This is a genomic window from Candidatus Pelagibacter sp. HIMB1506 (assembly GCF_052047935.1).
In the GTDB taxonomy this organism is placed as follows: domain Bacteria; phylum Pseudomonadota; class Alphaproteobacteria; order Pelagibacterales; family Pelagibacteraceae; genus Pelagibacter.
Window position 1 is genome coordinate 140,021 of the sequence record NZ_JBNAIS010000001.1, and the last position, 24,469, is coordinate 164,489.

Annotated in this window: 24 protein-coding genes; 15 read left to right on the top strand and 9 right to left on the bottom strand. The window is 30.8% G+C overall.

Annotated elements, in window-relative coordinates:
• Positions 1-91 precede the first annotated feature (91 nt).
• Genes glpD through ACTTA8_RS00755 form a run of 5 tightly spaced genes read right to left on the bottom strand, consistent with a single transcriptional unit; the run spans position 92 to position 5,344 of the window.
• Positions 92-1,243, bottom strand: coding sequence for a glycerol-3-phosphate dehydrogenase (gene glpD, locus ACTTA8_RS00735; RefSeq protein WP_440653795.1), 1,152 nt, complete (start codon positions 1,241-1,243; stop codon positions 92-94).
• Positions 1,244-1,297: 54 nt separating this feature from the next.
• Complete coding sequence (locus ACTTA8_RS00740) at positions 1,298-2,266, bottom strand: 2OG-Fe(II) oxygenase family protein (RefSeq protein ID WP_440653796.1); 969 nt, start codon at positions 2,264-2,266, stop codon at positions 1,298-1,300.
• A 1-nt stretch (position 2,267) separates the two neighbouring features.
• Positions 2,268-3,854: a choline dehydrogenase gene (locus tag ACTTA8_RS00745; RefSeq protein WP_440653797.1), complete on the bottom strand. Its 1,587-nt coding sequence runs from the start codon at positions 3,852-3,854 to the stop codon at positions 2,268-2,270.
• A gap of 28 nt (positions 3,855-3,882) precedes the next feature.
• Positions 3,883-4,836 carry a DMT family transporter gene (locus ACTTA8_RS00750; RefSeq protein WP_440653798.1) on the bottom strand — a complete coding sequence of 318 codons (954 nt, stop codon included), beginning with the start codon at positions 4,834-4,836 and terminating at the stop codon, positions 3,883-3,885.
• A gap of 40 nt (positions 4,837-4,876) precedes the next feature.
• Positions 4,877-5,344: a thioesterase family protein gene (locus ACTTA8_RS00755; RefSeq protein WP_440614057.1), complete on the bottom strand. Its 468-nt coding sequence runs from the start codon at positions 5,342-5,344 to the stop codon at positions 4,877-4,879.
• A 42-nt stretch (positions 5,345-5,386) separates the two neighbouring features.
• On the opposite strand from ACTTA8_RS00755, the gene ACTTA8_RS00760 reads away from it, so the two are divergent.
• On the top strand, positions 5,387-5,785 hold the full coding sequence (locus ACTTA8_RS00760; protein WP_440614058.1) for a GFA family protein: 399 nt from the start codon (positions 5,387-5,389) through the stop codon (positions 5,783-5,785).
• Positions 5,786-5,792: 7 nt separating this feature from the next.
• Here the strand turns inward: ACTTA8_RS00760 and ACTTA8_RS00765 are convergent, their stop codons facing one another.
• Positions 5,793-6,818: a quaternary amine ABC transporter ATP-binding protein gene (locus ACTTA8_RS00765; RefSeq protein WP_440653799.1), complete on the bottom strand. Its 1,026-nt coding sequence runs from the start codon at positions 6,816-6,818 to the stop codon at positions 5,793-5,795.
• Positions 6,819-6,938: 120 nt separating this feature from the next.
• Between ACTTA8_RS00765 and ACTTA8_RS00770 the strand changes: the two genes are divergently transcribed.
• The 9 genes from ACTTA8_RS00770 (at position 6,939) to ACTTA8_RS00810 (ending at position 15,550) form a co-directional block, all read left to right on the top strand.
• Complete coding sequence (locus tag ACTTA8_RS00770; protein ID WP_440653801.1) at positions 6,939-7,670, top strand: class II aldolase/adducin family protein; 732 nt, start codon at positions 6,939-6,941, stop codon at positions 7,668-7,670.
• Complete coding sequence (locus ACTTA8_RS00775) at positions 7,670-8,806, top strand: TauD/TfdA family dioxygenase (protein ID WP_440653802.1); 1,137 nt, start codon at positions 7,670-7,672, stop codon at positions 8,804-8,806. The genes ACTTA8_RS00770 and ACTTA8_RS00775 overlap by 1 nt, the downstream gene beginning before the upstream one ends.
• 123 nt (positions 8,807-8,929) lie before the next feature.
• A complete protein-coding gene (locus ACTTA8_RS00780; protein WP_440653804.1) occupies positions 8,930-10,237 on the top strand; it encodes an extracellular solute-binding protein in 1,308 nt (435 codons plus the stop codon).
• A 57-nt stretch (positions 10,238-10,294) separates the two neighbouring features.
• Positions 10,295-11,173 (top strand): carbohydrate ABC transporter permease, encoded by an 879-nt coding sequence (locus ACTTA8_RS00785; protein ID WP_440653805.1) that lies wholly within the window; start codon positions 10,295-10,297, stop codon positions 11,171-11,173.
• Complete coding sequence (locus ACTTA8_RS00790) at positions 11,173-11,994, top strand: carbohydrate ABC transporter permease (RefSeq protein WP_440653807.1); 822 nt, start codon at positions 11,173-11,175, stop codon at positions 11,992-11,994. Before ACTTA8_RS00785 ends, ACTTA8_RS00790 begins: the two co-directional genes overlap by 1 nt.
• Before the next feature lie 2 nt (positions 11,995-11,996).
• A complete protein-coding gene (locus tag ACTTA8_RS00795; RefSeq protein ID WP_425321982.1) occupies positions 11,997-12,842 on the top strand; it encodes an ABC transporter permease subunit in 846 nt (281 codons plus the stop codon).
• Complete coding sequence (locus ACTTA8_RS00800) at positions 12,843-13,895, top strand: ABC transporter ATP-binding protein (protein WP_440653809.1); 1,053 nt, start codon at positions 12,843-12,845, stop codon at positions 13,893-13,895.
• Between the two features lie 2 nt (positions 13,896-13,897).
• Positions 13,898-14,821: a glycerophosphodiester phosphodiesterase family protein gene (locus tag ACTTA8_RS00805; protein WP_440653811.1), complete on the top strand. Its 924-nt coding sequence runs from the start codon at positions 13,898-13,900 to the stop codon at positions 14,819-14,821.
• A gap of 9 nt (positions 14,822-14,830) precedes the next feature.
• Entirely contained in the window at positions 14,831-15,550 is a 720-nt protein-coding gene (locus tag ACTTA8_RS00810) for a DUF1868 domain-containing protein (RefSeq protein WP_440653813.1), read from the top strand.
• Here ACTTA8_RS00810 and ACTTA8_RS00815 read toward each other — a convergent pair.
• The 3 genes from ACTTA8_RS00815 to ACTTA8_RS00825 are packed head-to-tail and all read right to left on the bottom strand — an operon-like array spanning position 15,531 to position 18,796.
• On the bottom strand, positions 15,531-16,964 hold the full coding sequence (locus tag ACTTA8_RS00815; protein WP_440653815.1) for an aldehyde dehydrogenase family protein: 1,434 nt from the start codon (positions 16,962-16,964) through the stop codon (positions 15,531-15,533). The genes ACTTA8_RS00810 and ACTTA8_RS00815 overlap by 20 nt on opposite strands.
• A 21-nt stretch (positions 16,965-16,985) precedes the next feature.
• Positions 16,986-17,927 (bottom strand): NAD(P)-dependent oxidoreductase, encoded by a 942-nt coding sequence (locus tag ACTTA8_RS00820; RefSeq protein ID WP_440653817.1) that lies wholly within the window; start codon positions 17,925-17,927, stop codon positions 16,986-16,988.
• On the bottom strand, positions 17,927-18,796 hold the full coding sequence (locus ACTTA8_RS00825) for a DMT family transporter (protein ID WP_440653819.1): 870 nt from the start codon (positions 18,794-18,796) through the stop codon (positions 17,927-17,929). Before ACTTA8_RS00825 ends, ACTTA8_RS00820 begins: the two co-directional genes overlap by 1 nt.
• 59 nt (positions 18,797-18,855) lie before the next feature.
• Here ACTTA8_RS00825 and ACTTA8_RS00830 point away from each other — a divergent pair, with 59 nt between their 5' ends.
• The 5 genes from ACTTA8_RS00830 (at position 18,856) to ACTTA8_RS00850 (ending at position 24,469) form a co-directional block, all read left to right on the top strand.
• The gene (locus tag ACTTA8_RS00830) at positions 18,856-19,602 is read left to right on the top strand and encodes a maleate cis-trans isomerase family protein (protein WP_440653820.1); all 747 of its coding nucleotides are present in this window, start codon (positions 18,856-18,858) and stop codon (positions 19,600-19,602) included.
• Positions 19,602-20,771 carry a M24 family metallopeptidase gene (locus ACTTA8_RS00835; protein ID WP_440653822.1) on the top strand — a complete coding sequence of 390 codons (1,170 nt, stop codon included), beginning with the start codon at positions 19,602-19,604 and terminating at the stop codon, positions 20,769-20,771. The genes ACTTA8_RS00830 and ACTTA8_RS00835 overlap by 1 nt, the downstream gene beginning before the upstream one ends.
• 45 nt (positions 20,772-20,816) lie before the next feature.
• A complete protein-coding gene (locus ACTTA8_RS00840; RefSeq protein ID WP_440653824.1) occupies positions 20,817-21,902 on the top strand; it encodes an ABC transporter ATP-binding protein in 1,086 nt (361 codons plus the stop codon).
• Between the two features lie 116 nt (positions 21,903-22,018).
• A complete protein-coding gene (locus ACTTA8_RS00845; protein WP_440653826.1) occupies positions 22,019-23,137 on the top strand; it encodes an extracellular solute-binding protein in 1,119 nt (372 codons plus the stop codon).
• A 69-nt stretch (positions 23,138-23,206) separates the two neighbouring features.
• Entirely contained in the window at positions 23,207-24,469 is a 1,263-nt protein-coding gene (locus ACTTA8_RS00850; RefSeq protein ID WP_440653828.1) for an ABC transporter permease, read from the top strand.

Sequence of the window (24,469 nt, forward strand, 5' to 3'; positions counted from 1 at the left end):
CCGATCCCACTTTCGTAAATCTTTGATTTTAACGACGAGTTATGTATCGCTTTATAAAATAACGATATCACTTTTTAATAGCAGTGGAAATCTAAAAAAGCTTTTTTTTATCTGTCCATGGGCCTTTTTTAGTTTTGGGTAAAAACTTTTTAAGATCTAATAAGACTTTTTCAGACAACTTTCTGTATGTAGTAAGTTTTCCTCCATAAATGTTTAAAAGAGGTAATTTTTTTACAATGTTTAAATCAAAAACATAATCTCTTGTAACTTTTGAAGCCTCTTTAAAATCCTCTATTAGAGGTCTTATTCCTGAATAAGTATCAACTATATCTTTTTTGCTGATCTGTTTTTTTAAATAATTATTTACTGATCGAATTAAATATTGAGTTTCTTGTTTTGATATTACAGTATTTTCTGGAGATTTAACTTCCACTTCAGTTGTTCCAATTAATGAAAATTGCTTTTTGTAGGGAATTACAAAAATTATTCTTTTATCTGTATTTTGAAATGTAAATGCAACATCTTCTTTATATAATTTCTTTGTAATTATGTGACTACCTTTAACTAGTCTGATTTTATTTTTAGATTTTATTTTTATATTTTTATGCAAAGTTTCATTTATCCATGGTCCAGTTGCATTGATTAAAACTTTCGATTTTATTTTTTTTCTATTTTGAAGACTAATGACCCATTCATTGTTAATAATTTCAGCTTTTTTAACCTTGTTGTATTCTAGAATTTTGGCTTTATTTCTTTTTGCATCTTGAGCATTTAGTTTTGTTAATTTTTTATCATCAATTTGAATATCGTAATATTGAAAACCAGTTTTGTATTTCTCCTTAAGAATATCTGGAAATTTTTTATTAAGATCTAATGTTTTTGATTTTGGAATACTAGTTTTCCCACCTAAATTATCATATAAAAGCAAACCAAATTTAATTAACCATGCTGGTCTAATTTTATCAGTATGAGGAATAATAAATGGAATTGGTTTTGAGATGTTTTTTGCAATTCTATAAACAATTTCTCTTTCTTTAAGAGACTCTCTTACTAACTTAAATTCATAATTTTCTAAATAACGAAGGCCACCATGAATTAATTTTGTTGACCAAGAAGAAGTTGCACCTCCTATTTCTCCTTTATCAGCTAAACATACTGACATACCTCTACCAGCGGCATCTCTTGCGATACCAGCTCCATTTATACCACCACCTATTATGAATAAATCAAATACTTTAGACATTTAATTAGACTGTTTATAAAATGTAATTATAAATTTTCAACGACTTAAATTATTCTAACGTTGATATTCAATAAATTTTTTTAAAGACTGATTTAGAAATTTTTCGTAAATCTGACCTGTGTTAGAATATTTTTTGGAATTAAGAAAAGATTTATTCATTTTAAAGTCATAAGAGGGTTCAAAGAAGAATGGAACAGAAAGTCTCTTGCTTTTATTCCATAGCACTCTGTGGTTTGTAGCTTTAAATTTACCTTTACTTAAAAATTCTAAAGCTCTTCCCGTATTTACGACTAAAGCTTTTTTGTTAAATGGTACATCATGCCATTTTTTTGTTATTCTATTCTGTACCTGAAGACCACCTTTTTTATCTTGGTATAGAACTGTAAATATTCCACTATCAACATGCGTTTCACATCCAAGTGCAACCCCATCTTGTTTTGAAATTTCTACTGGCTTCGTTTGATTTGGATAATAATTAAACCTTAAAGTGCTTAGTGTTTTTAATCTTGAAAATGCTTTTCTTGAAAGATCTGGATTAAGTTTGTTTAATTTAATGACACTTTTAAACAAAGTTTCACTTAAATTATAAATATTTTCGAAATATTTATTTAAGGCTTCAATAGAATTTTTATTAAAACATGTATTTAGATCTAAATATTCAATGTATTGGTTTTTGGTTTTTATTGAATATTTCTTGGTAACTTTTAAATCTCCTATATCCAATCCTTCTTTACCATTTACGTCACTTGGAAAATATCCTCTATAGAGATTTTTATTTTTTTTATTCCATTTTTTTGGTGATAGTTTCTTTTTTTTACTGTCTGATAAATTGAAGAATTTGTTACCTATTCCACATATTTTTTTAATTTCTTTCAAATTAAGTCCATGTCCAGTCACTTGGAAAAAACCTATATTTACACAAGCTTTTTCAATTTCTTTAATTTTTTTATAGGCACTTTGAGTTTCAAAATTATTTTTGATCAGTGAAGAAATATTAATTGTTGGTATATAGTTTTTAGACACTTTAATTGCTACTTTTTATAAAATCTGCAGCTCGTTCAGCAATCATTAAGGTTGGTGCATTTAAATTTCCACTTGTAATTTCTGGCATTACAGATGCATCCACAACTCTGATATTTTGTAATCCACTCACTTTTAATCTTTCATCCACTACAGACATTTTATCTGTTCCCATCTTCAATGTGCACGAAGGATGGTAAGCTGTTTCAGCCTTTGATCGGATATATTCTTCTAATAAATCATTAGTTCTTGCATGTTCTCCAGGTCCAATTTCTTTACCAGCAAAAGGCTTTAATGAATTTTGTCCTAAAATTTTTCTAGCCACATGGATGCATTCTATTGTTTGTTTTAAATCATCTTCATGTTCTAAATAATTAAATTGAATTTTTGGATAATCATATGGATTTGAACTATTTAAAGTTATATGACCTCTACTTTTTGGATGGTTTGGACTTGCATGCAACTGATAGCCATGTCTATCAGGATCAACTAACCCATGATCAATTACAAAAGCTGGAAAAAAGTGAAATTGAATATTAGGGTAATCTCTCTCTGGTGATGATTTACAAAAGCCCCCCGCTTCTAGGAAAGAAGTAGAGCACGGACCACTTCTATTTAAAAACCACTGAATACCAATTCTGAGCATATTAAGCTTATTAACATAGGAATATAAAGTATCTTTTGTTTTACATTCTTGTTGTACATAAGTTTCTAAATGATCTTGTAAATTTTTCCCAACACCCTCCAAGTTTTGAATAACATTGATGCCTTTATCTTTAAGATGATGGCTTGGACCTACTCCTGATAACATCAGTAGCTGAGGTGAATTAATTGCACCACCACTTAAAATTACTTCTCTGTTGGCAAAGATTTTTTCAACTTTATTATTAATTTTAACCTCAATTCCAATGGCTTTTTTTCCATCAAAAATTACTTTCTCAACAAAAGCTTCTGTAAATACTTTTAAATTTTTTCTTTTTTTTGCTGGATTTAAATAATATTTAGAAACACTAGCACGTTCACCATTATGAATTGTGACGTCATACATTCCAAAACCTTCTTGTTCTTTACCATTCATGTCTTTATTTTTTTTGTAACCAGCTTCACCAGCAGAGTTTATAAATGCTTTGAATAAAGGGTTTTCGTTTTTAGATTGGTTTACTGGCAGTATACCACTACCACCTCGGTAATCATTTTCTCCCTCAGACCATGTTTCAATTTTTTTAAAATAAGGAAGTACTTTCTCATAAGACCATTCTTTCAATCCAAAAGACGCCCATCTTTGGTAATCGTTTGGATTGCCTCTGACAAACACCATTCCGTTATGAGCTGAGCAGCCCCCAATCATTTTACCTCTTGGACAAAATAGCTTTCTATTATTTAAATTAGGTTCTGGTTCAGAATAGTATTTATAATTATATTTTGGATCATGCATGGTGTATAAAATTGCTAAAGGCATATTTACTTTCCAAATATCACTTGGTCTGCCAGCTTCAAAAATAGCAATATTATTTTCAGATTTTTCAGTTAATCTATTTGCGAGAACACAACCAGCAGTTCCTGCTCCAACTATTAAATAATCATATTTCATAACTAAAATTCTATCATATTTATTCCACTCATCGTCTCACTGGTGTTTCACTTGCTATATACTGTTCTTTAACTCTTTCTCTAAAATATATGTATACACCAGCAGCAATGATGCATCCAACTCCTAAGAATGTTCTAGTCGAGGGAACTTCATCAAATAAAAAATACCCTGGTATCATAGACATTATAATTAAAGAGTATTCAAATAATGATACTACAGATGGTGAAGCAACAATATATGCTGAAAAAATACAAAGAAAAGCTATTGATGCTGCAACTCCAAAAAATAATATAAACTTCCACGTATACTCAAAATTAGAAAACCAATCTCTAAAAATAAATTGTGTTGTTGAATCAAAATTAGAATTGTTGAACTGACCATTCCCCATAAACAAATAAATAATTCCACATAAAATGAGTGCAATTAAGTAAAAGTAAAATAACTGAGTATTTACATCATCTTTGTCAGATGTATATTTCGTTATTGTCATAGAAGCTGCATAAAAAAATGCACATCCGACTGGAAGTAGACTTTTATATTCAAAATCTGAAAAATTTGGATCTAAAACTATAAAGACACCTACGAAGCCAAACACAATTGCAGACCATCTTCTTATCCCAATATGTTCATTTAAAAAAAATTTAGCAAAGATTGAAACAAAGAAGGGGCAGGAGAAAAAAAGTGCATTAGCTGTAGCTAATGGCATATAAGTTAGAGAAATAAAAAATGCTGAAAAAGCTAAAAAATGCAAAACTACTCTTACTAAGGTTAAAATTGGATAGTAAGTTTTTAAACTAACCTTTTGTTTTTTAAATTTGATGTAGCAAAACAGTAAAATTGCAGCAACAAAGTATCTGCCAAAAAAAATTTCATACAACGCTGCTTTTTCAAATATAAATTTGATTAATGAGTCCTGCATTGCAAATAAAGTCATTGCAATAATAATAAGAACAATTCCTTTAGAGTTATTATCGGTACTCATTTCGCACCTATACCAAAATAAGATAATGAATAATATTTAATTATTTCTTAAGTTTTGAGGTGAACAAAAGATTTTCACTTGAAAATTTAGCTTCATTTTTCTCTATAAAAGAAGCCATCAACTTCAACTTTTCTTCTTCAAATTCTGTTACCTTTCTTTTGCTGAGATCAATATATAAAGATATCCATTCCATCGATGCTGAAATTTTTTTAGTCTCTTTTACAATCATTTCCATTTTTAAATGTAATCTTTTTTTATCATGGTCAAAATAAGTGAGGTTTATATCGACATTTTCACCTTCTTTGACCTCATTAAGATATTTAGTATTTGTCTCTACTACCATCGTGCTTCTGTTTAGATTTTTTGCTGCACTTGCTCCCATTTTAAACTTTTCAAGCGCTACTTCCCATGCTTCATCAAATATTAAAACATAATAGGCCATGTTCATGTGATTGTTATAATCAACCCAATTATTTGTGATAGTGAAGCTTTTAAGAAAAACAGACATTTAATAATTTAATTTAATATTAATATCATATAATAAAGTTTTATGAAAAAAGTATTAACAGCTAGTTGTTTATGTAAAGGTGTAAAGTTTAAAACACTTAATAAACTTAGAAGTGTATCAAATTGCCATTGTGTTCAATGCAGAAAAACTCATGGTATATTTGGTGCCTATACAAATATTAAAGACAAAGAAATTAAATTTTTAAATAAAACTACCTTAAAGTGGTTTAAGTCGTCTAAGAATTCTAAGAGAGGTTTTTGTAATAAATGTGGAGCAAGTATATTTTTTAAAGTTGACAAATCTGACAATGTTTCAATTTCTGCAGGAATGCTTGATGGTAAAACAAAACTAAAAACTTTTAGAAATATATTTGTTGGTTCAAAGTCGGATTTTTATCAAATCAATGACAAACTTCCAAAATATAAAAGATTTGCTAAATAAAATTATTTTAAGATTTAGTTAAAGAAGACTGTAGTTCTTGATTAGTAATATAGCCCTTGATATTACCATTCTTATCAACCACTTCACAATTTGAATCTGAACAAACTATTTGAGGTAAAAATTCCTCAATAAATTGATCCTCATTTACTTTAATGACGTTTGATTTATCGATATTTTCAGACTCATTTAAATTTTTCATAATTATTTTTGCTTTGATTACTTTTGCTCTATTAACATCTTTAACAAAAGCTTTTACATAATCATCTGCAGGGTTCATTATAATCTCCTCTGGAGTTCCAACTTGTACTAATTTTCCTGAATTTAAAATTCCAATATGGTCACCTAATCTCAATGATTCATCAAGATCATGAGTAATAAATACAATTGTTTTTTTTAATTCTGATTGAAGATCAATAAGTTGTTTTTGCATATCACTTCTTATAAGTGGATCTAGAGCACTAAAAGCTTCATCCATTAACATTATGTCCGTATCTGTTGCTAATGCTCTCGCTAAACCAACACGTTGTTGCATTCCTCCAGATAATTGATTTGGATATTGATTTTCAAATCCATTTAATCCAACAGCATCAATTTTTTCCATTGAGATTTTGTTTCTCACATCTTCTGCTTTACCTTGCATTTCCAAACCATATCCAACATTTTGTAAAACTGTTTTATGCGGGAACAAACCAAACCTTTGGAAGACCATGCTCATTTTGTGTCTTCTAAACTCAATCAGCTTTTCTTTATCAAGCGACATCACATTCGTACCCTCAACCAAAATTTCACCATCAGTTGGATCTATAAGTCTATTTAAATGTCTAATTAATGTTGATTTTCCTGAGCCTGAAAGACCCATGCAAACAAAGGTTTCACCTTCTTCAATTTTAAGAGATACGTTATCTAAGCCAACTGTGTGCCCGGTCTTTTCTAATATTTCATCTTTAGATGCTCCTTCCTTGACCATTGGAAGTACTGATTTTGGATTATTACCAAAGATTTTGTATACGTTGTTAATTTCGATTTTTGACATCAATTAAGTTCTAACAGTTCATTGAGTACAATGTAAAACAATTTATATACAACTATTAATTGATTTTTATAAATTCGATTTTGTTTGATTTTAGTAGTCATTTAAATAATCATTTAACTAATGACCAAATCAGATCAAGATGTTCGATGCGAACTATCGGCCCTTTATAGAATTTTACATATGTATGGAATGACTGATTTGGCCAATCAATGTGCAGGAGCTAGATCAGCAGAAGATAAAGATTGTTCTTTTGTTCATCCTTATGGAATGTTTTATGAAGAAATTACAGCATCATCTTTAATAAAGATTGATAAAGATGGAAGAAAAATAAATTCAGATGGACCATGGTTAAATGATGGTTGTATTAATCTTGCGCAATGGATTTTTAATTCACGTTCTGATGTTAATTTTTATGTTCATGGTCACGCTAATGATGTTATGGCAGTTGGAGGAACAAAAGAAGGATTAATGTATCTTTCACAAGCAGCAGTCTATTTAAATCATTTAATTGGATATATTGATTATGAATTTGTTGAAGACAAAGATTTTGGAAAAAAATTTGAAAACCTTATAGGCAAGCACGATATTTTAATTACAAGAAATCATGGATATTACACTGTAGGCAAAACTGCTGCAGAAGCATTTTTTAAAGCTTATTATTTAGAACAAGCATGTACTGTTCAAGTTAAAAACTTATCCATGGGATTAAATAAACATGAAATAGACAAACAAAAAGCTGCTTATTTTTGGGATAATATGAGTAGTTCAGATGATTATAATTATGATGGAAAAACAGAGTGGGCTGCATTGTTAAGAAAATTAGATCGTGAAAATTCAAATTATAAAAGTTAATGGAACAAAATTATAAAATTGAAAATATAACTAAAAATTCTACTAATTTAGAAGTTGATTGGAGTGATGGAAAAAAAAGTAAATTTAATTATTTATGGTTAAGAGATAATTGTCCTACAGCACATGACAAAGACTCTCGTCACAGAATGTTTAATATTCTTAAAGTATCTCAAGATATAAATCCTAAAAAATTTTCTTTGAACAATGATGGTAAACTCCAAATTGAGTGGAGTGAGGGTGATCATGTTAGTTATTATGATCAGAAATGGCTCAGAGAAAATTGTTATACAATTAAAAACAATTTAGAATACAAATCACCTTATAAACTTTGGGATAATACTCTTCAAAAAAATTTACAATCTATAGAAATCGATCATGATGAAATAATTAATTCAGATCAAGGTTTAATAAAATGGTTGGAACTTTTGCATCATACTGGAATTGCAATTGTAAAAAACGCACCGACAGACGAGAACTCTGGATTAAAAGTTTTAAATAGAATTAGTCATACTAGAGAAACTTTTTTCAAAACTCCATTCGAGGTAATTAATATTCCAAAACCAAATAATTCTGCCTATACGGCCCATGCTTTGAGAAATCATATGGATCTTCCATGGTTTGAAAATCCTCCTGGATATCAATTTCTTCACTGTCTAATAAATTCTGCGGAAGGTGGAAATTCTTCTGCAATAGACGCGTTTAAAGTCGCAAGTTATTTAAGAGAAAACGAAAAGGAAATATTCAATACATTGGTTAATGTACCATTTAAATTTAAAGACAAAGATTATACACAAGAAGCACACAGACACTTTCATGCACCAGCAATAACTTTAACTAAAGATGGCGATTTTAATGACGTAAGATTTAGTGTTGCAACAATGGATGTTTTAGACTGTAGTCCAGAGGTAATGGAAAAAGCCTACAAAGCGCATCACAGATTTGGAAATTTACTTCATGATCCCAAATATCAAATTAATTTTAGATTAGAACCAGGTGATATTTTTTCTTTTAACAACAGAAGAGTGCTTCATGGAAGAACTGAATTTAATCCAAACTCAGGACATAGACATCTTCAAGGATATTACATGGACAGAGATGAAATAATTGGAAGATTAAAATATTTAAAAAGTTATTAACAGATTCAACTCAGTATAGAAAATTAATAAATTTTAACATTTAAGTAATGTTAATTTAACGTTATCTTAATAATTAACTTTTACAAATTTGTAAAAAATAAAAAAAAATAAGAGAGGGAAAAAATGAAAAAAATACTAAGTATTTTTACAATTCTATTTACATTCTCTTTTACATCACACAGTTATTCAAAAACAGAAATTCATTGGTGGTATGGAAACAGTGGTTTTCTTGGTGATGTAATTATTGAAATTGCAAATAGATTTAATGCTTCACAAGATCAATACACAGTAATTCCTACAGGAAAAGGAAGTTACGAAGATAACATGGCTGCAACAATCGCTGCTTTTAGAGCAGGAGATCAGCCACACTATTCGCAGGTTTATGATGCCGGTGCTGCAATCATGGTAGCGCAAGTAAAAAATGGTGTTGTTATCGGTTTTGAAGAAATGGCAGAGAAATATGGAATTGATGTTGATGCAGACAATTACATTCCAGGAATTAAAAATTTCTATGCTGACGCTGATGGAAAAATGATTGGTGTACCATTCAATAGCTCAACTTGTTTGATGTATGCAAACATGGATATATTAAAAGAAGTTGGAATTGAGTCAGTACCAAAAACTTATGAAGAATTTGAAGCTATGGCTCCAAAAATTAAAGCTGCTGGATACATACCTTTAGTTCAAAGTCACTTTCCTTGGATATGGACAGAAAATTTCTTCTCAAGACATAACTTACTTATGACTGATGGAAACAATGGTTACGATGCCGTTCCAACAAAAACTTTATTTGCTGAAACAGATGCATTTGTAATGCATTGGAAAAAAGTTAAGGAATGGTATGAAAAAGGCTTTTATGGTTATAAAGGAAGAGCATGGGGAGATAACCAAGCTCCGTTTATAGCTGGTGAAGCTGCATTTTGGTTTGGTTCTGCTGCATCGTTTGGTGGAATGAAAGGCGTTGTTCCTAACTTTACAGTAAACCATATTCCTTATTGGGATTCAGTAACAGGTGGAAAAGAGTATCCAACATTTATTGGTGGTGCTGCTAACTGGATATTAAATGGTCATACAGAAGAAGAGTACAAAGGACTTGCTAAATTTATAGAATTTATGGGTTCTCCAGAAATGGATCTATATTACCACAATATGACTGGTTACTCTGCAGTAACTAAGGGCGGTATAGAATTAGCTGAAACTATAAACTTCTATAGAGCTTCTCCATATCATAAAGCAGTTGGTGAACAATTAAGCTTAGAAGGTTCGACTATTCCTGGTGGATATAGAGCTGGTAACTGGCCACAAATTCGTGAAGTGATTTACGAAAATGTTGAGCCAATGTTAAACGGTAAAATATCTATCGAAAAAGGATTGAAGAACATGGATAAAGGTGCAGCTAAATTGTTAAAACAATTTGCTAAAACTTTATAAACAATAATCTAATTAAGGAGGGTAAATTATTACCCTCCTTATTTTTATTTAAACTTTATGAAAAAAGTCCAATTTAAATCTAGCTATTCTCAATATTTATTTTTAGCTCCACAGTTAGGAATTTTATTGATTTTTTTATATTGGCCTATCATTCAAACTTTTAGAGATGCCTTCACAATGCAGGACGCATTTGGATTTGGAACTCAGTTTGTATGGTTTGATAATTTTTTATTTATCTTTGATGATCCTGCTTATTGGATAGCATTTAAGTTTACTATTATTTATAGTTTTGTAATTACTCTCATCACAGGTTCTATTGGTTTGTTGCTTGCAGTTCAGGCAAACAACATTATGCACGGTAAAAGTACATACAAAACATTATTAATCTGGCCTTATGCAATCGCTCCTGCTGTTGTTGGTGTAATGGCAAATTATTTTTTTAGTGAAAGATTTGGTTTACTTTACCATTTGTTTAATAACCTATGGGGATTTAACTGGTATGAAAGTGTTTTTGACTCGTATATTTATCTGATTATTGCTGGTTCCTGGAAGCAAATAAGTGCCAATTTCATATTCTTTTTAGCGGGTCTGCAGGCTATACAAAAATCTGTAATTGAAGCATCAATGATAGATTGCAAAAATAGTTTTAGAAGATTTTGGACAATTACATTTCCTTTACTAATGCCAACTACATTCTTTTTAATCATTATTAATATAACTTATGCATTTTTTGATACATTCGGTATTATTGATACGACAACAATAGGTGCTCCATCAGGCGAAACAAGAACTCTAGTTTACAAGGCCTATATGGATGGATTTAGAGGATTAGATTTAGGAAGCGCAGGAGCTCAATCAATAATGATGATGTTAATTGTATTAGTTATTACAATTTTTCAATTTAGGTACATAGAGGGGAGAATACATTATAATTAATGACTAGATTAATTACATCAGGATTTTCTCATTTTATTTTATTTATAGGGATATTAATTATGATTGTTCCTGTGTGGATGATTTTCGCAAGTTCAACGCATACTGGTCTAACTATCAGTACTCAGGGTCTTCAAATGTTTTTAGGAGACAGCTTCTATGAAAATTATTTGAGAGTTTTGTTATATCAGGGCGGTTTTTTTAAAGAGATAACCGCTTTAAAAATGTTATTAAACAGCTTTATAATGGCAACTGGAGTTGCAATATTATCGGTTATCACATCTTTAATGGCTGCATATGCTTTAGTTTATTATAGAACAAAATACGCAACATTATTGTTCTGGTTAATATTTGTTACAATCTTAGTACCATTGGAGTTAAGAATTTTTCCTACTTATTCAGTAATGGCTGAATTAAATCTAGTAAATTCTTATTTTGGATTAATTGTGCCCATTTCAGCTTCAGCGATAGCAACCTTGTTTTTCAGACAGTTTTATAAAACCGTTCCAGACGAATTACTTGAGTCAGCAAAGCTTGATGGAGCAAATACTTGGAGATTTTTTGTTGATTTTTTACTCCCATTATCAAAAACAATGATAGTGGCGATGTTAATATTTATGTTTGTTTTTGGTTACAACCAATACCTTTGGCCATTATTAGTAACAAGCTCAGAACAATATTGGACAGTGGTAATGGGACTAAAGATGATGTCGGGTTCAATTGTTCATCGTTTTGCATTTGTTATGATATCTATGGTTCCACCAATTTTAATTATAATTGTTTTACAGAAACATTTTATCAAAGGAGTTTTTCAAGATAAATGAAAATAAAACCACTTCAAATTGTTGCACATATTATTTTAATAATAGGAGTTTTGTTAATGGTTCTCCCAATATGGATTTCTTTTGCAAGTTCCACGCATGAAAATGTTTCTATACTTACAGAAGGTATGAGATTTACTTTAGGAGAACAATTTTCAAGAAACTATAATGAAGTTTTAAATGAAAAAGGTGGATGGTCTGAAGAGGTAACTGCTGCAAAAATGTTTATTAACAGTTTTATAATGGCTTTAGGAATTGCTACACTTAAAGTGGCTATTTCAGCAATGTCTGCATACGCTTTAGTTTATTATAGATTTAAATTAGCAGTACCAATTTTTTGGTTAATATTCATTACTTTGCTCGTGCCTTTGGAAGTCAGAATATTTCCAAGCTATAAAATTGTATCTGATTTAGGTTTAACCAATTCATACACAGGTCTTATTCTTCCATTAGTTGCTTCAGCTACTGCAACTTTTTTCTTTAGACAATTTTACAAAACAATTCCAGATGAACTTTTGGAATCTGCGAAATTAGATGGAGCAAATGGCTGGAGTTTTTTCATAGATTTCTTGGTTCCATTATCAAAAACTATGATAGCAGCAATGTTTATATTTATGTTCGTTTATGGATATAGCCAATATTTATGGCCATTGATTATGACTACTGCCGAAGAATATTGGACTGTTGTAATGGGGATGAAAATTATTTACACAGAGAGTTACGAAGGAGTTGCACTACCAAGAACTGCAGAAAGATTTGCTTATATTATTTTGTCTATGATCCCTCCAGTATTAGTGGTGGTATTTTTGCAAAAATGGTTCATAAAAGGATTAATTCAAACGGAGAAATAAATGAGTTTTTTAGATTTAAAAAATGTAACTAAGATTTACCCTAACGGTACAAAAGCAGTACATGAAACTTCATTAAGTATTGATGAGGGAGAGTTCATGGTTTTTGTAGGGCCCAGTGGATGTGGAAAATCAACGTTGTTAAGAATGGTTGCGGGATTAGAGGACATAACCGAAGGTGATATTAATCTTGATGGAAAATTAATAAACGAAGTTGATCCATCAGAAAGAGATGTGGCAATGGTATTTCAGAACTATGCATTGTATCCACATATGAATGTTTATAATAACTTAGCTTACGGTTTAAAAAACAGAGGAATTGACAAAGAAACAATCGAGCAAAAAGTTAATGATGCAGCAAAACTTCTCCAAATTTCAGATTTTTTACAGAGAAAACCATCAATGTTATCTGGTGGGCAAAGGCAAAGAGTTGCAATGGGTAGAGCGATTGTTAGAAACCCTAAAATATTCTTATTTGATGAGCCTCTTTCAAACTTGGATGCAAAACTAAGGATCCAAATGAGACTTGAAATCAAAAAACTTCAGCAGAAAGTTGGAGTAACAAGTATATTTGTTACACACGATCAAGTCGAGGCTATGACGCTTGCAGATAGATTAGCTGTAATAAATAATGGAATTATTGAACAACTTGGAACACCAATTGAAATTTATAATAATCCAAAATCTTTATTTGTTGCTGGTTTTATTGGCTCTCCGCAAATGAATTTTTTAGACGCTAATTTAAATAACAAAACCTTATCAGCAGAAAATTTTGAAATTAAAAATATAGATAGTGATTATAATGGTGAAGTTACTTTAGGAATAAGACCAGAGCATTTAATAGAGTCTGAAAATGGTTTGATAAATTTAAAAGTAGAATTAGTAGAACAATTAGGTTCAGATAATCTTGTTTATGGCCAAATTAAAAATATAAAAGATTTTTGTTACAGATCTCCAGGAAATCAAACAATCAAAAAAAGTGATAGCTTGAGTTTAAATATTGAAGACAATAAATATTATATCTTTGATAAAAGCACTGGCAAAAGAGTAAACTAAATTTGATCTTAGCAAAACCAAATCATATAAAAATTTATGGTCACAGAGGAGCTAGAGGCGATCTACCAGAAAATACTTTAGATAGTTTTAAATATTTATTTGAAAACAATATTAACGCCTACGAAACTGATATTTTAATTTCAAAAGATCTTATACCTGTTATTACCCATGATTTTAGATTAGATCCAAGTTTTACTAAAGATGAAGAGGGGGATTGGATTACAGATGAAAATATTAAAATTTTTGATTTAACATATAATGAAATTTCAAAATTTGATGTTGGTTCACTTAATAAGTTAACAAGATATGGAAGAAGATTTCTTAATCAGAGAAGTTTAGAAAATCAAAAAATTCCAAAACTTGATGAGTTACTTGAATTATCATCAAAAAATTTATCTCAAGATACAATTATAAATTTAGAGATTAAATCCACACCAGATGAAAAAAATCTCACTCCAAATCCTAAAGAAATGGTTCAAATAGTTTTAAATGATATTAAAAAATCAAATTTACAGGACAAAATTATAATTTCATCTTTTGATTGGAGAATTTTAAGAGAAGTTAAAAATCAAAATCCTGAAATTTCTAGAGCTTATTTAACTTTTCAACAGGAAAAAGGAATGAAGATCAAAAAAACAATCTATAGTAAATCTCCCTGGATAGATCATATTCCTCTCACAATTGTTTACGATCTTCCTAAAATTATAAAAGAATTAGGTGGTAGTGCTTGGCATCCCTATTTCAAAGATATTAATAAAAAAGCTGTAAAAGATGCACACGATTATAGTCTTCCAGTAAATGTTTGGACCGTTAATGATGAGTATAATATGTTAAAAATGATCGAATATGAAGTAGACGGTATCATGACTGATTATCCACTTAAGCTCAAAGAATTATGTGATAAAAAAAATATTAAGTGGTTTTAATTATTTTTAATGGACGTTGATCTTGTTAATAATGAAGTAATTTTCCTTCAAGATAAGCTTAAGGGTTATCGTTTAACAGGTGCTGAAAATAAATTTGATGAAAAAGGTAATCCTTTATTTTTCCCTGGGTGTACAATTATTTTTAATATTCCAATAGATACAGATTTATCTAGTGAAATATTTAAATTTCAAAATAAGTTGAGAGAATTAAATCCACCAAAGACCTATTTTTATTTACCTAGAAGCAGTTTTCATATGACTTTATTTGACTGTTGTAATTTAAATACAGAAAACACAGAGTATTGGCCAAAAAACATTAACAACAATCTAAATTACAACGAAATTGCAACCAAATTAAGCAAGAGAATTCAAAACTACTCACTTCCCAATAAGGTTAACTTAAAGTTAAATAAATTTTATGGAGGATACAGTATGATTTTAGAACCTTTCTCAAAAGAAGATGAGAATATTTTGAGAAATTGCCGAGATGAATTAAGTAAATTGCTAAAAATAAAATTTAAAAATCATCAAAAATATACTTTTCATATTACTCTGGCCTATATTTTAAGAAAACTTACTCAAGAAGAAATAAATAATTTATTAAAAGTTAACAAAAATTTATTAGATGAATTTGTTAAAAAATTTCCAAAAATAGTATTAAAAGATCCTACTTTTTGTACTTTTGAAAATATGCTAGAATTTAAAAGTATTAATTCTTCCAGCCAGTAACATTTTTTACTTCAAGAAATTCTGTGAGGCCCCACACTCCACCTTCTCTCCCATTTCCAGATTGCCTGTAACCACCAAAAGGAGTTCCAACATCAGCTGCATTACCGTTTATATAAACGCATCCTGATCTTAATTTTTTTGCAACTCTGTGAGCTTTTTCTTTATCATCAGTTTGAAGATAATTTCCTAAACCATAAGAAGTATCGTTTACAATTTTCACTGCTTCATCTTCAGTATCAAACGGAATAATTGATAAAACAGGCCCAAAGATTTCTTCCTTTGCGATTCTCATCTCATTAGTAACATCTGTGAAAATAGTTGGTTTAATAAAATATCCTTTATTTAAACCATTTGGCAATTCTGGTCCTCCAGCAGCCAAAGTTGCTCCCTCAGAAATTCCACTTTCAATAAGATTTATAATTTTATCGTACTGAACTTTTGAAATTACAGGACCAATGTGATCTCCTTTTTTAGTTGCTTGATCTACTTTAATTTTGTTTGCTTCATCAACCGCTTCTTTTACTGCTCTTTCATAAATAGATTTTTCAACCAACATTCTTGTAGGTGCATCACAAGATTGCCCTGAGTTACTCATTACATTTCTGATACCATCTCTCACTGCATCTTTGTAACTGTCAGCAAAAACAATGTTTCCACCTTTGCCCCCAAGTTCAAGACAAACTCTTTTAATTGTATCAGCAGCATTTTTTGAAATTAATCTTCCAGCTCTTGTTGAGCCAGTGAAAGAAACCATATCAATATCTGGATGACTTGAAATGTCTGATCCAACTCCGACCCCATCACCATTTACTAAATTAAAAACTCCTTTTGGAAAACCAGCTTCATGGATCATTTCAGCAAACAACATTCCCGATATAGGAGCAATTTCTGAGGGTTTTAAAATCATTGTACAACCAGTTGCAAATGCTGGAGCAACTTTAAGAGCGATTTGATTTATTGGCCAATTCCAAGGAGTTATTAATCCACAAACTCCAATTGGTTCATAACAAATATGGTTATTTGATTTTTCATCAAAATGTTCTTCAAAGTTAAAATTTTTAAGTCTTAATATAAAATCTTCTAAATGATCTCTTCCTGATGCAGTTTGAACATCGGTTGACCAATCCATTGGAGCACCCATTTCCAATGAAATAGCTTCTGCCATTTCATTAAATCTTTTTTTATAAATAGTTAATAATTTTTCTAATAATTTAATTCGTTCCTCTTTTGAGGTTTCTTTCCAAGTTTCAAATGCTGTTTTTGCAGCTTTTACTGCTCTATTTGTATCTTCTGTAGACCCTAGAGAAATTACTGCACAAGGATCTTCGTTACATGGATTGATAACATCAAAGTCATTTTTTTTAATTGGATCTACCCATTCACCATCAATATAAAATTTTCTTTTATCTAACATGATATTATTTTAGCACACTATTTAGATTTCATATCCTTTTTCCTCGGGCTCATTATCAACTAATTCTTCTGGGAAACCTTTAGCTCTAAAATCAATATTGTTTAAATCTTCCATTCTTTTCACGATCATAGAAGACCAAGCTCTAGATCCATACTTTTTTTGTCCATCTTTAAATATTTCAACAACTTTTGGAGATATCTCCAGTGGAGCATTTAACTTTTTCGCCAGATCATCAAACAAACCTGTATCTTTTAAAACTAAATCCATTGTAAAATTTATATTATAAGAACCATTCAAGATTACCTGACTTTCTGTTTCATGAACAAATGAATTTCCTGATGATGCAGCTATTCCTTTGAATGTTTTTTCAAGATCTAGATTAGATTTTTTAGCAACTGTCCAAGCTTCTCCTAAAGCAACTAAATGAACTGAGGCTAAATAATTTGTAATTACTTTAAGAGTACTTGCTGTACCCAATTCACCAGTATGTAAAACTTTTCTTCCCATGACTGTTAAGACAGGTAAAATTTTTTCAAATGCTTTTCTCTCACCACCTACAAAAATTGCAATATTTCCTGTTGCAGCTCTATGACAACCACCACTTACTGGGCCATCTAAAGGTATAGCATTTTTTGCAATTACTTTTTCTCCAATTCTCTTTACCTCAGCTTCATCAGTAGTACTCATTTCAAGCCAGATTTTATTTTCAGAAAGGCCTTGAAGCACTCCATCTTCAGCTTCCATAACTTCTGCACTTACTTTTAGAGATGGCAATGAAGTAATTACAAGATCAACTTGTTCTGCAAGTTCTTTTCCAGAGTTTGCAACTTTTGCACCAGAGCTTTTAAATTGATCTGTTAAATTTTGATCTATATCTCTTACAGTTAAGTCAAATCCATTTCTCATTAAACTTCCTGCAAGTTTAGCACCTACATTTCCTAGACCTATAAAACCTATCTTCATTATTTTACCTCTTCTTTTTTATTTTTTGTAAAAACTATTAATATGACACCAACAATTATTATTGCTCCACCAATGAATAGTTCTTTGGTTGGTTCTTCTCCTAAAAGAAAAATTGCAGCCAACAATCCTGTTGGAGGAATTCCCATGGTTACAATAGGTAGAACTTTATAAATTGGATTATTTTTTATGACATAATAAAAGCAACCATATGTAACTGGCTGCATTATAAAACCAATGTAAATTGCAATTATCCAATGATCAATTTTTGCATTAGCAATATAATTTATAGTATTTCCATCAATGATTGCTGATAATAATATTAAAATTGGACCAGAAAATAATGCCATCCAAGCAACCAATGCTAAAGGATTAATTTCTTTACTTAAAGGTTTCACCATTACTTGTCCAAGAGCCCAAATAGCTGAGCCTAATATCGTCAATCCAATACCTATAATTTTTCCATCTAAATTTGGTGAGCCAGTTAAAACATAAACACCGATAAACGCTATACCAATACCAATTAGCGCTCTAACTGTTGGTTTCTCTTTAAGCATAAAGTAAGCAAAAATAACTCCAAACGGTACCTCCATTTGAACCAATAAAACTGCAGAAGATGCATCAATCAAGTCTAAACCTGAGTAAGTAATACTGTACTGCAAAGTATTAGCTATTAAAGATGCTACGAATATTTTTAATAAATATCTTCTTGGTATTGGAAACCACCAGACTAAAATTGATGCCGCAAATACAAATCTTAAACCCATTAATAAAATTGGTGGAAAAGATTCGAATGCTGGTTTTGCAATGACAAATCCAAAGCCTAAAAAAATAGGAACCAACGATGCAATGAAGGTATCTTTTAAATTCATGTCGTTAATTTAATATTAATGATTATTAAAGAACTTCTGATATATTGATCTTTTAAAATATGAATTCAACAAAAATAGATCCAAAATATATTAGTAAATCAAATCCAAGAGTTGGTTTAATAGCTCTTGCAAGTGATTTTATGATTGAGAGAGATTTCATTAATGTCATAAAAGACAGAGAAATTGATTTTTTTGTTAATCGTATCGAGTGTTACAATCCATTAACTCGAGAAAACCTGATTAAAATGTCTAATAAAGTAACTGAGGTTGCAAAAGATATTTTACCAAATCAAGATATTGATTGTGTTGTTTATGGTTGTACTTCTGGGACCATTGCAGCTGGATATAATTCTATTGAACAAAAAGTAAAAGCAGCAAAACCAATGGCTGAAGTTACAACGCCTAGCACTGCAGCAATTAAAGCTTTAAAAAAATTAAATATAAATAAAATTTCTTTGTTCACACCTTATAGTAAAAAGCTAAATGATGAGGTTTTAGATTATTTTAAAACAGAAGGTTTTGAAATTACTTCTAATTCATACTTTGATATCGAAGCTGATTATGACATTGGTAAAGTAGATCAAGATTATTTATATGAAGTATTGTCTAAAATTGATTTAAATGGGGCAGAGGCTTTGTTTGTTTCGTGTACAGCATTACCTGTATTACCAATTATTGATAAACTTGAGAAAAAATTAAACACAGTAGTTTTATCTAGTAATCAAGCATTAATTTGGGATACACTTGTAAAAATAAATAAAAATAACTCTGTTGAGGGATTTGGAAAACTATTTGAGGCAAACTAATGTCATTTACTAAAGAAGAATACAAACAGAGATTAAAAAAAGTTCAAAAAATGATGCAAGAAAAAGGCATCGAACTTTTAATTTCTCATGACACTAATAATTTATATTATCTAACTGGTTATGATGCCTGGTCATTCTATTATGCTCAATGTGCAATTGTTCATGTAAATGCTGATGAACCATTATGTTTTGTGAGAGCTCAAGATGCAGGTGGAGCTTATATAAAAACTTATTTGAAAGATGAAAATATTTTGGTGTATGACGAAGAGTACATTCATACTTGGCCAAAACATCCTTACGATAGATTAGTTGAAATAATTAAAGAAAGAAAATGGGACAATCTTTCAATTGGGTTAGAGATGGATGCTCACTATTTTACTGCTTTTTGTTATGAAAAAATAAAACAAGGTTTGCCAAATGCTAAAATAAAAGACAGTGATCGATTGGTAAATTGGGCAAGATTTACAAAATCTGATGCAGAAATAAATTATATGAAATCTGCAGCAAAAATTTCAGAACAAGGAATGAAAACTGCAATAGAAGTTATTAAACCTGGTGTAAGGCAGTGTGATGCAGTTGGTGAAATTCAAAAAGCACTTTTTTATGGAACAGAGGAATTTGGTGGTGAATATTCTAGTATTGCAACTCTTCTTCCAACAGGAAAAGGTACTTCTGCTTCACATTTGACAGCTACTCAAGACAAATTTGTTGAGGGAGAAGCAACAATTATTGAACTTTCTGGAGTTTATAAAAGGTATCATGCACCAATGGCTAGAACAGTTTTACTTGGAAAACCCAATCAATTAAAAATTGATACGATGAATAAAACTATTGAAGCCTTAAACTCTGGTATTAGCGCAATTAAAGCAGGAAATACAGTAGATGATGTTGCTCAAGCTTTTTGGAAAATACTCGATAAATATGGTATCGAAAAAAGATCAAGAACTGGCTATTCAATTGGGATTGGTTACCCTCCTGATTGGGGAGAGCATACTCTAAATATATATAAAGGAGACAAGACAGTTCTTGAGCCTAATGTTTGTTTTCATATGATTGCTGTGATGCAGTTTGGTGACTGGGGTGTTGAGGCGTCCGAGGCTATTAGGGTTACAGAAAATGGTTCAGAGTTATTTTGTAATTTTCCAAAAGAGCTTCATATCAAGAGTTAATTTACTATTGAAATCTACTTTCACAAATGTTTAATAATCAACTTTATGTCTAAAAATCCAGAATTCGTAAAATTTGATAAAGTAGATAAAAGTTATGACGGGAAAGTACTTGTCGTTAAAGACCTACAATTAGATATTGCTGAAGGTGAATTTATAACAATGCTTGGACCATCTGGTTCAGGTAAAACAACTTGTTTAATGATGTTGGCTGGATTTGAAACTCCAACTAATGGAGAAATTTTATTAGACGGAAATATTATTTCAAATATTCCACCTCACAAAAGAGGTATTGGAATGGTGTTCCAAAATTATGCACTGTTTCCACACATGACAGTTTATGAAAATTTAGCTTTTCCTTTAAGAGTAAGAAAAGTTGAAAAAGATGAAATTGATAAAAAAGTAGACAAAGCTTTATCGATGGTTTCTTTAAATGGATTTGAATCTAGAATGCCAGCACAACTTTCTGGAGGACAACAACAAAGGGTTGCTGTTGCAAGAGCACTAGTATTTGATCCAGCTGTTGTTTTGATGGATGAGCCACTTGGCGCATTAGATAAAAATTTAAGAGAGAGCATGCAGTATGAAATTAAACATATCCACGAAAGTATTGGTGTCACAGTTGTATATGTTACTCATGATCAAAGTGAAGCTCTTACTATGTCAAACAGAATAGCTGTATTTAACGATGGTAAAGTTCAACAGTTATCTGATCCAGCAGAACTATATGAGAAACCAGTAAACTCTTTTGTTGCAGAATTCATTGGTGAAAATAATACATTTAATGGTGAGGTCTCTGATATAGATAAAGATAAATGTAAAGTTAAATTAGGTAATGCAGAAATATTAGCTAATCCTATTTCAGTAAAATCCAAAGGTGAAAAAACTACAGTATCTTTAAGACCTGAAAGAGCATTAATTAATCCAACTGATAAAATGGATAATATGTTCACTGGAAAAATTGAAGAAGTTATTTACCATGGTGATCACACAAGAGTTAGACTAGACTTGCTTGGTAGTTCTGAGTTTATTTTAAAAGTGCCAAACAGCACTTCCAAACTTGAGCTAAAAGTAAAAGAAGATATCAATATTGGTTGGAATAGTGTTGATGCTAGAGCTTTAGATCCTAAATAATTTCAATTAAATATCCAAAATAACATTAGATAAAATGAGCTGTTGACTTCACTTGCTCATTTTGGTGTACTTTCGTTATATAAATTAATTTATATTAACGTTTAAACGGAGGAATAATGAAAAAATTAAGTAAATTATTACTTGCTCTTTCTTTTGCTCTTTCAATAACTTCATCAGCATTTGCAGTTACTGTTGCATCTTGGGGTGGAGCTTATACAGAGTCTCAAAAGTTAGGGTATGGTGATCCGACTGCTAAGGCACTTGGAGTAGATATCAACTGGGTTGACTACTCTGGTGGTTTATCAGAAATTAAAGCACAAAAAGAAGCAGGTGCTATTACTTGGGATATCATAGACCTGTTTGCATTCGATACAATTAACGGATGTGATGAAGGTTTATTTGTTAAATTTGATTTTGACAAAGACTTCCCAGCTGCACCAGATGGAACTCCTGCAAGTGAAGATTTCTTCACAGGAATGCCAAGTGAATGTGCTGTAGGAAACATCTTATATTCTTGGAACTATGCTTTTGATACAAGAGCATTTGGTGGAAAAGAGCCTAAAACTATTAAAGACTTCTTTAACACTAAAAAATTCCCAGGAAAAAGAGCAATCTATACTAGTGCATTAACTAATTTAGAAATTGCTTTAGCTGCGGATGGCGTGAAGTTAGGTGACGGCGGAACTAGAGTTTACAGAAAACTTCTAGAAGACGGTGGAATAGACAGAGCGTTAAATAAAATTAAAGAACTATGTACAGATCCAAATGGTGGATGTGTATTCTGGTCTGCAGGTGCTCAACCACCTGAATTATTAGTTGCTGGTGAAGTTGTAATGGCAACTGGTTGGAACGGAAGATTCTTCAATGCTGAAGTTGGTGAAGGTGCTCCAATTAAACAAGTATGGGATGGTCAAGGACTTGACTATGAATATTTCGCACTTGTTGATGGTGGTCCAGACCAAGAGAATGCTATGAAAGCTTTAGCTATGATGACTAACACTGAAATGTTAGCTGGTAGCGCGAAGTACATCGCATACGCTCCATGGAGAAAATCTTCTCTTGATGTAATCACAGCTGGTGAGCCATGGTACAAAGATGGTAAAACAGAAATGATGCCTCAAATGCCAACTGCTCCTGCTAACACTAAAAACTATTTCTTAGTAGACCCATTCTTCTGGGCTGACTACGGAACAGAGATTGGTGAGAAGTGGGAAGCTTTTAAAGCAGGCCTATAATTTCAGTTTTAATCACTGAATTTATATAATATATTTAGGGCGGTTATTAACTAACCGCCCTATTTTTTTATGAGCTCTGAAACTAAACAAATTTTAACAACTGACGGAATACCACTCGAGGTCAGTTTAAAAAAAGCTGAACGGAAGAATAAGATTAAAGCTTTTCTTCTAGTAGCTCCTCTACTTTTATTTTTAGTAATTACTTACATTTTTCCAATTGGTGAAATGTTTACCAGAAGTATTGATGACAAAATGATCACAAATATGCTTCCAAAGACATTTAAATCTATGGAAACATGGGATGGAAAAGAATTACCATCAGAGGAAGTGTTTGAGAGTTTTTATTATGATTATAAGGTTTTAGTTGAAAACCAAGAGCATGGAAAACTTGGACAAAGATTAAATAAAGAGAAAAATGGTTTTAACTCAACAACGAAAAGACTTTTCAGAAATATTAAAAGAAAAAAAATAGACGAAACCGCTAGTTTCAAAGAACAAATGATAAAGGTTCATAAGAACTGGGGTAACGTTGAGTATTGGCAGGCAATAAAAAGGACAGCTCCACCTTATACATTAGCTAAATATCTAAAGGGTATGGATATGTATTTTGCTGCTGATGGAAGTATTGCTCAGGTTGATGAAGATAGAAGAATTCATAGGATCTTATGGTTAAGAACTTTAGAAATTGCTTTTTTTGTAACTCTATTCTGTTTTTTAATGGGTTATCCTATTGCTCATTTATTAGCAACATTGCCAATGAAGTATTCAAATCTTTTGATGATTTGTGTTCTTCTTCCATTCTGGACTTCATTGCTAGTTCGAACTGCGAGTTGGATGATTTTGTTACAGCAACAAGGAGTCGTTAATGATTTTTTTGTCATGATAGGGTTGGTTGCTGACGATAACAGACCAGAGATGATGTATAATAAAGTTGGAACTTATGTGGCAATGACACAAATATTATTACCTTTCATGGTTCTTCCACTTTATAGTGTTATGAAAACAATCTCTCCAAGTTTAATGCGAGCAGGGAAATCTTTAGGAGGAACTCCATTCGTCGCTTTTTGGAAAGTATATTTTCCATTAACTATTCCAGGAATAGGAGCAGGATGTTTGTTAGTATTTATTTTAGCAATTGGATATTACATTACTCCAGCATTAGTTGGCGGTGCGTCTGGAACATTAATCAGTAACCAGATTGCTTATCATATGAAAACAACATTAGATTGGAGCTTTGCATCTGCGATGGGATTAATGTTGTTAACTGGAGTTTTAGTTATTTATTGGATTTATAATAAACTAGTTGGGGTAGACAATATTAAATTAGGATAA